The organism is Geobacillus sp. ZGt-1 (genome assembly GCF_001026865.1).
In the GTDB taxonomy this organism is placed as follows: domain Bacteria; phylum Bacillota; class Bacilli; order Bacillales; family Anoxybacillaceae; genus Geobacillus; species Geobacillus thermoleovorans.
Map to the genome: position 1 here is coordinate 107480 of NZ_LDPD01000028.1, position 8122 is coordinate 115601.

The 8122-nt window shown below is 47.1% G+C and carries 10 protein-coding genes; 5 read left to right on the forward strand and 5 right to left on the reverse strand.

Annotation, left to right across the window (positions count from 1 at the left end; genetic code table 11):
• Positions 1-122: 122 nt before the first annotated feature.
• On the reverse strand, positions 123-953 hold the full coding sequence (locus VU18_RS14970) for a glycosyltransferase family 2 protein (protein ID WP_014197004.1): 831 nt from the start codon (positions 951-953) through the stop codon (positions 123-125).
• Between the two features lie 199 nt (positions 954-1152).
• On the opposite strand from VU18_RS14970, the gene VU18_RS18525 reads away from it, so the two are divergent.
• Positions 1153-1395, forward strand: coding sequence for a hypothetical protein (locus VU18_RS18525; RefSeq protein WP_236687428.1), 243 nt, complete (start codon positions 1153-1155; stop codon positions 1393-1395).
• A 237-nt stretch (positions 1396-1632) separates the two neighbouring features.
• Here VU18_RS18525 and VU18_RS21310 read toward each other — a convergent pair whose 3' ends face one another.
• From VU18_RS21310 to VU18_RS14985, 4 genes are all read right to left on the reverse strand, one after another.
• Positions 1633-1764 (reverse strand): IS3 family transposase, encoded by a 132-nt coding sequence (locus tag VU18_RS21310; RefSeq protein ID WP_020278481.1) that lies wholly within the window; start codon positions 1762-1764, stop codon positions 1633-1635.
• Positions 1765-1800: 36 nt separating this feature from the next.
• The gene (locus tag VU18_RS18025; protein WP_021321317.1) at positions 1801-2097 is read right to left on the reverse strand and encodes an IS3 family transposase; all 297 of its coding nucleotides are present in this window, start codon (positions 2095-2097) and stop codon (positions 1801-1803) included.
• On the reverse strand, positions 2091-2387 hold the full coding sequence (locus VU18_RS21315; RefSeq protein WP_353726233.1) for an IS3 family transposase: 297 nt from the start codon (positions 2385-2387) through the stop codon (positions 2091-2093). Before VU18_RS21315 ends, VU18_RS18025 begins: the two co-directional genes overlap by 7 nt.
• Positions 2388-2455: 68 nt before the next feature.
• Positions 2456-2773 carry a transposase gene (locus VU18_RS14985; protein ID WP_025039369.1) on the reverse strand — a complete coding sequence of 106 codons (318 nt, stop codon included), beginning with the start codon at positions 2771-2773 and terminating at the stop codon, positions 2456-2458.
• Positions 2774-3696: 923 nt separating this feature from the next.
• Between VU18_RS14985 and VU18_RS20795 the strand changes: the two genes are divergently transcribed.
• The 4 genes from VU18_RS20795 to pstA all read left to right on the forward strand — a co-directional run.
• Positions 3697-4699, forward strand: a 1003-nt coding sequence (locus tag VU18_RS20795; protein ID WP_369793583.1) for a stalk domain-containing protein, incomplete at its 3' end; no start/stop codon positions are given.
• A gap of 634 nt (positions 4700-5333) precedes the next feature.
• Positions 5334-6194 carry a phosphate ABC transporter substrate-binding protein gene (locus VU18_RS14995; RefSeq protein ID WP_047758391.1) on the forward strand — a complete coding sequence of 287 codons (861 nt, stop codon included), beginning with the start codon at positions 5334-5336 and terminating at the stop codon, positions 6192-6194.
• A 75-nt stretch (positions 6195-6269) separates the two neighbouring features.
• Positions 6270-7205 (forward strand): phosphate ABC transporter permease subunit PstC, encoded by a 936-nt coding sequence (gene pstC / locus VU18_RS15000; RefSeq protein ID WP_020278669.1) that lies wholly within the window; start codon positions 6270-6272, stop codon positions 7203-7205.
• The gene (pstA, locus tag VU18_RS15005) at positions 7202-8095 is read left to right on the forward strand and encodes a phosphate ABC transporter permease PstA (RefSeq protein WP_021321312.1); all 894 of its coding nucleotides are present in this window, start codon (positions 7202-7204) and stop codon (positions 8093-8095) included. The genes pstC and pstA overlap by 4 nt, the downstream gene beginning before the upstream one ends.
• Positions 8096-8122 lie beyond the last annotated feature (27 nt).

An 8122-nucleotide genomic window follows, 5' to 3' on the forward strand; every position in this document is an offset into this window, starting at 1 on the left:
ATCTTCGCCGGGCTTCCACCGTCCCCGGCTCGCTTGGGAAGAGAGGGTTAACTACTATTGATCCGTCATCGCGATCCATATATGATTTTGTCCACTATCATAACAAACCCCAAAACCTTTTGTCAACGCCATCCTGCCTTTTTTTGCATCCAAAACCGCGACACGATCGGCTGACCGTTCCAAATGACTTCGGTGTCCGCCCGGCGCTTCGCGACTTCCGGCTCGTCAAGCAAGAGCCAAAAGTTTTTCACCGGCAAGTCGCCGAGCCCATGCTTCTCGCAAAGCCGCCGCAAATATTGGCGCCGCTTGCCGCCTACCTGTCGCGACACGTTGTCGCCGTCCGGGCTGAATGCATACAAGACCGTCGCCGCCGCGACACGGGCGACGCGACAGACGACCGCCGCGCGCAAAAAGAAGTCCCAATCCCAATAATGGTGGACAGACGGGTCAAAGCAGCCGATCTCGTCATGGAGCGATTTTCGATACACGCTTCCAGACGGGACGTACGTCGAAAACGTCCGCATCGCTTCCAAATCATACTCATAGGCAAATAAAAAACGGGCGGATGGGACGCGCTGATCGTTTTCCACCCGATACTGGACAATTTCCGCATCGGCATAGGCGAAGTCCGCATGCTCGAGCGCTGCGACCATCCGCTCGAGATGGCACGGCAACACTAAGTCATCGTCGTCGCAAAGCATGATGAATTCGCCGCGCGCCGCTTGGACGCCTGCGTTGCGGGCCGCGACATGTCCTTCGTTGTCGCGGCGGTCGATGAGACGGATGTCAAGCTCCGGGTACAAGACGACGACATCATGAACCGGAACGCCGCCGTCATTGACAATGATGACCTCAAACGGCTTGTACGTCTGCCGGCTTAACGACTCGAGCAGCTCGGCAAGCGGATACGGGCGATTGTACGTCGGAATAACGACAGACACGGACGGACGCAAGATTGATTCACCGCCTCTCGCACTGGCTTTCCCCCTTGGCGTCCGCGGGCGTCGATGCGCACACCCACCAAAAGCTTGGCCAATCAAAAAAGGGGCTTACCCTTAAGGTACCGCCCCTGCCGTTTGTTTGTCAATTTCGGCGTGCCTCCCTTCAAATTGCACCTATATAGCCACCGACGCAATTACGTTACTCTTAGATATGGTGAACAAGGAGCACAAAAGCTTTGCGATTCTGGCCTTAGCCACTGGCTTTACTGCCGACGAGTTGGAACGCCTGGAAAAGCTGTTTTATCACGCTGGCAAATCACAGTGGGACAAGGACACATTTGTCGCAGAGTTCGAGAAGCAGCTTCCCAAAAGAAGTGCAATGTTGAGAAGCATTTTGGAAGGGCTAAAGTCAGATGGAAAGTTCGTATCGTTATGCGAGAAGTATTTGGATTGACAGAAAAAACCCGCCCATGTCGATGAACATATCCCTGTCAAGTAGACAGTATGAAAAACGCCCACCTTCTTCAGCTGCTTGCAGGATAGTTGAATGAGGGGAAGCTGTCAAGGAAAGCACTTGACAACTTCCCCTTCATTCAACTTTAACGGTTGGTAAGCTGAAGAAGGAGTCCATATCATCCGTTCGTCTGCTAAGCTACCTTGGTGGTTCGATATTCGACAGGACTGAGGTAGCCTAATTTTTTTGAAAACGCTCATGATTATAAAAATGCATATACCGGTCTATGGCCAGAATCACTTCCTCGTCCGTTCGAAAGGTGCGAAGGTCCATCACTTCAGATTTCAAATGTCCAAAAAAGTTTTCCATGCAGCATTGTCTAAACAATTCCCTTTTCTGGACATACTAGGGATAATGTGGATGATCCTTAAGCAGTTTATGGTATTGACGAGATGTGTATGGCGAGCCTTGGTCACTGTGGAGAATGACTCCTCGCACATCTCGTTTTTTTATGGCCTCTTTTACGGTATCAATCACTAATTCCAAATTATTAGAATGACTGATGCGATACGCAATGATTTCATTGTTGTACAAATCTTTAATGGCCGAAAGATATAAATATTTTCCTTGAAACGGCAAATACGTAATATCCGTCACCCATTTTTGATTGGCCTCGGTCACTGTAAAATCGCGGTTCAACACGTTCGAAACAACGATATTCTCCGTGCTTTTTTATACTTTCTCTTTTTTTGCCGGATTTTTGCTCTAATCCCCAATTCTTTCATTAGTCGGTAGACTCTTTTATGATTCACTACCTTCCCATATTTCCGTTGAAGCCACGCTTTCACACGATAATACCCGTAGATCCCGTTGACCTCTTGATGGCATTCCAAGATCATTCGCTTTACCATCTCATCTTCTTTTTGCTTCTCCGTCATCATTCCCCGTCGGTTTAACCATTTATAGTAACCACCCCTTGTGACTCCTGCCATTTCACATAGTAAGGAAATGGGGTATGTCACGGATAACTCTTGGATGATCTGAAATCGTTCTTCCGGTTTCACCTCCTTGCGAGGGATCGCAACTTTTTTAAATATTCATTCTCTGCTTTCAGTCTCCGATTTTCTTCTTCCAGACGTAACTTCTTTTTTCTTGGTCCTCCCTTTAGCGGGGACTTGGATTTTCCGCGCCGTTCTTCCAGTCCGTCAAGACCTGTCTCATCGTAATTTTTCACCCAAAGCCTGATAGTTTTGGTGCTAGGAATTCCTAATTCTTTGCATACACGCTTATATCCGTATCCCTCTTCTATGTACATCTTGACAGCCTTTAGCTTAAATTCCGGTGAATACGTGGTTTTTCCTTTTCGTGTTTTTTTCATTTCGAACATAAAAATAATCCCTCCAGTGTTTTTGTTTACAGTATGGGCTTTTTCCCAACTGTCTACACTAGAGGGATAATATCACGAAGGCGGGTTTATTTTTCTTCAAAACATCCAAATCTTCACCAAACGATTCTGTCAATGTCAAGAGAGTATGGGGAGATCGCGAAACTCAAAAAACTGTCGCTGCTGGCCGGCATGACCGGCGACGTTGGGTGGCAGCATAAGTTGTGCGCGAGGCTGAAAAAATTGTCGAGATGAAAAAATGACTACATTTTTTCCGGTTGATCCGGCTCCAGTAGCAGCATGACGAGTACAACCAAACACACAACAGCCGCACTTTGTTTGACAGGCGCTAGTGCATCTTTTGGCCAACCTCAAATCTGTTCTTCTTTCCTTTTCCGTGAAAATCCCGTCAGCCAGCGGTGATTTTCATCCCCGGGTGGAGGGCAGATCGTGTTGCCCATGGAACTTTTCCGTGATGTTGTTCATTTTAGCCTATAACAATCGCTTTGCTTAAAAGGGCTGGAGCTTCCATTCATTCCTCATCATATTGGAACTAGAAATGCGTTGCATAGCGAAATTAACACAAAAGGCACAAAATATTAATACACTTTAAATAAAACAAAATATTCATTTTACACTTTTCTCATATAATCGTTTATGCTTAGGAAAAATTTCTTAAATCCTTTGAATGGAAAGGAGGATCGCCTTCCATCGAACAATGAAACCAACTTCTCATGCAAAAGGAAAAATAGAAAGGAGAGGCTCTCGTGAAAAAAATCATTGCCGGAACTGTCATGGCAACAGCTTTGCTAGCGGCTTCCACCTCATCATGGACAACGCTCGATGGACATGCCTATGCCGCAGTGGAGAAGAATACATCCGCATCTCACTATATTGTCAATGTCAACGGCAAATTGATGACGGTCCGTTCGCTCCATCGTTCGGGAACTGTTTTATTGGCGGGGAGCGATATGGCCAAGCTGTTTTCAGCCGATTATCGGTATGATCAAAAACACCAATATTATGAAATTCGACGCACATCTCCCAACGTACGGATCGTGCTTCAGATAGGGAAAAAAGCGGCATTGGTGAACGGCAAATCCGTTTCATTGTCTGTCGCCCCACAGCGTTTTGGTCAAGAACTGTATGTCGATGCCAAGCAAATCGCCGCTCTCTTAGGTGGACAATGGAAAGCAGAAGCTGGCGTCTCCATCGTGTCGACATCCGGCAGCTTGCGCCCATTTCGCGAGACATGGCAAGTGAACGGCTCCACAGCCACGATTCACGGTCTCGTGTTAGGACAAACATCTTTTTATTCCGTCAATGATGTTGCCGCTGCTTTTGGCGCTACTGTGCACGTTGACAAAAAAACGAGCATGGTTAAGGTGGAAAAAGGCAACCGGACAATTCTCTTCCACCCGTTTAGTTATGTATTGAACGCCGGCGGCAAAAAAACCTCCTTGCCAACCGCGCCATTCATTCAAAACGGGGTGCCGTACATCAATCTGTCCGCCATCGTCTATGCACTAGGGGGAGATATCGAGGAGGAAGATCGATTTATCGCCACGTCTGGTTTCATCAAAGGAACGAGCATCAATCCACAATGGATCGATCAAAATACATTGCTCATCAGCCGGCCGGATGAAGCCTCTTCACTGCTTTTGGACATTCGCTCGCGAACGGCCATCCGTTCCATCAATGAAATGGATCTTACGTTATCACATGATGGAAAAAAAGCTGCTTACGTCGATGAAAACGGTCATTTGTTTGTCATAGACTTCGTTTCCAACACGGTCCAACAAATCGGAGAAGACGATGAGGTCAAAACCGATCTCGTTTGGTCCAGCGATGGCCGCTCACTCTATTGCATTTACGGCAGCAACAATGAGGCGGTCGCGGTCGTTGCCTTAGACAATGGAANCGTCACCAAGCTCATTGATGACAAAGTGAAGTACAAAACAGATCTTCGTCTTTCTTCCGATGGAACAAAGTTATTATACACAGTAGCGAATGAAGGGAAAACGAATTACACGGACGATCAAAAAACCGATGTCGATTCCATTGATACAAGCGGAACCGATCCGCAGCTGATTCTTGTCGACCTGTCTTCACCAACAAAACAGCCGACACCATTAACTTCGTCGCCAGACAATAAGGTTGACAGCGCGTTTCTATCAAACCATGACATCGTATATGTAAGCGCAACGGATGATGAAATGAGTCCGCCATCATTGAAAGTGATTCGAAACGGAGTAGAACAAACATTGCTTGATAAGCAGAACATCATTGACATGGCGGTTGTCAAAAGCCGCATTTACGTTGTTGTTGAAGCAAATGACCTTTACACAATCCGCTGCTTCGATCCATCTACCAAATCGTGGACAACAATGGGAAGTACGAAAAATGAAATCACCTCGATTGCGCCATCACCATATGACGATCAAATTGCGGTAACGATGGCGACCGACGGTGGAGAAAAAGTATCGCTTCTTCGCCATGGTGCATGGATTAATCTTACAAAATGACAATTAAACATGATGATGGAGGGAGATTTATGAAACGCAGCACATTATGGAAAAGAGTCATTTCTGCTGTTCTTTCATCCACGTTGTTGCTCGGAGCAGCCTTCGCCACCGAGCATCGCGCCGATGCCGCTGAAGTATCTGGAAAAATTGTGATCGCCGGCTCCACAGCTTTGTTGCCGTTAACTCAACAAGCGGCAAAAGAATTTAAAAAGAGCCATCCAAAAGTCAAAATTGTGGTTTCCGGCTCTTCTTCCATCGCCGGTCCGCAGTCTGTCACAAAAGGAGTCGCCACCATCGGAGCATGCGACTGGGATGCCACCAAAGCGGTCGGAGGGTTCCCCGCTTATAAAGGATTAAAAGCATACAAAATTGCCAAAATTCCGTTCGCTGTCATTGTCAACAAAGACAATCCCATCAGCAACCTGTCCGTCGAACAAATCCAAGACGTTTATGAAGGAAAAATCAAAAATTGGAAACAATTAGGCGGAAAAGATGAAGAAATCGTCGTCATCAACCGAGCCAAAGGATCTGGAACACGCGTCAATTTTGAAGACAAAATCATGGACGGCCATACTATCAAAACGACAGGAGATAACTATAAAGAAGTGCAAAAATCAGGGGATATGGTGAATGCCGTTGCGTCGAATCCAAACGCCATTGGATTTGTTGATTTGGCGTATGTGAAAGGCGGAATTAAAGCCGTCAGCATCAACGGTGTCAAAGCAACCACAGCTAATGCCGCCAGCGGCAAATACATCTTTTACGGCTATGGATACTTACTGACCAAAGGGGAAGCCAAAGGCGCGGACAAAGCTTTTATCGATTATATTTTAAGCAAAAAGTTCCAAAATGGCTCTTTGAAAAAATTAAAATTCATTCCCGTGAAATAACGACCTCTTTTCAGCCTCTCCTTATATTGGCGGAGAGGCTGATTTTCCGTTCGATGAAAGAAAGGGGAAAGGAAAATGGAAAAGCTGTCTCCTGATTGGACTGAGGCCACCCACTTGTTGACTGCTCAACGTCAACGCTGGATCACAAAATATAGGTCCGACCGCCTGTTTCGTTTTTTTTGCTTAACGAGCATCGTATTTCTGATTGTCGTATTGGGCGCCATCGTTCTATTCGTCAGCAAAACAGGCCTTCTCGTGTTTCGAGATATATCTCCGTCGGAATTTTTCTTTTCCTCCCGATGGGATCCGGAACATCATCGATACGGCGCTGCCGTCTTTATCACCGGAACGCTATATTTAATGTTCGTGACGCTGTTGATGGCCACACCGATTTCCATTTTGACAGCCATATTTATTGCGGAGATGGCCCCTCCCCGGCTTCAACAATGGCTTCGGACGTTGCTTGATTTATTGGTCGGCATTCCATCCATTGTTTACGGGTATTTGGGAGCCACCCTGCTCGTTCCATGGATTCGTAAGCTTACGGGTGCTCCAGTGGGAGATGGAATTCTTGCGGCAGCGATCGTGCTATCGATGATGATCTTGCCTACCATCACCCGCATCACCGACGATGCGCTTTGCGCGGTTCCCAACGAATGGCGGGAGGCCAACTATGCCCTTGGAGGAACCAAAATAGAAATGATTGCAAAAGTGTTGCTTCCTGCCGCCAAATCTGGGATTGCGGCTGCTGTCATCCTCGGTATGGCACGCGCCATTGGCGAAACAATGGCCGTGGTGATGGTCATCGGCAACGTGGCGCAATGGGGATTTGATTTGGTCACGCCATCAAGTGTATTGACCAGCCATATCGTGATGCAAATTTTAAACGTCGATTTTCAATCAACAACCAACCATGCCCTTTATATGATGGCGCTTTTGCTGCTTTTCATCTCAATTTCTTTAATTATGATTATTCGCCGCTTGCGGCTGAAAGGAGGACCGTCATCATGAACAATCAAGCCCTTGGCCTTCATGGAAAAATGAGTCGGCTCCGTATCCGTCGTCTCATGAATCGACTCGTACTGGGTATGATCAGCATCATTTCCGCAACCGTCTTTTTTATCATCTTATCCCTTCTTTATATAATCGTGCGAAAAGGGTTGTCGGACATTGACATCCATTTCCTCATTGGACTGCCCGAAGAAATCGACGCTGGAGGAGGAGTTGGACCGTTCTTATGGAACTCGATTTACATTCTCGTGTTATCATTGCTTTTGTCGTTGCCCATCGGAATTGGAGCCGGTATTTTTTTAGCGGAATACGCCCCAAACAACCGAATCATGGAATGGGTGAGGGCGGCCATTGAAAGCTTGGCATCTGTCCCGTCGATTGTGTTTGGTCTATTCGGTTACGCCTTGTTTGTGGAATACTTTCAAATCGGCGTGACCATTTTAGGAGCATCCATCACATTAGCATTGCTCAATCTACCAGTTTTAGCCCGCGTCTCCGAAGAAGCGATCACGGCGGTTCCCTCCGCTTGGAGGGAAGCCTCCTTCGCTTTAGGCGCAACCAAAGCACAGACCATTGTCAAAACGGTGCTCCCTGCCGCCATGAAAGGCATCTTGACCGGCATCAGCCTTGTCGCATGCCGAGCATTTGGCGAATCCGCCATCATTTTGCTAGTCGGTGGGACATCGTCATCTGGCGAGATGTGGGATTTCCATCTCCTTTCCGAAGGCGCGACTCTTCCGGTCCATTTGTGGTACATTCAATCTGAAGCGCTTGTGGCCGATGCGCAGCAAATTGCCCAAAAAACATCCGCCCTCCTTGTGTTGCTAGTGCTGTTCCTTAGCTTTATCATTCGTTTTCCGCTATGGCTTAGCCAGCGGAAAAAGCGATAATGAAGGGGCTGACCCAAAAGGCCGTCT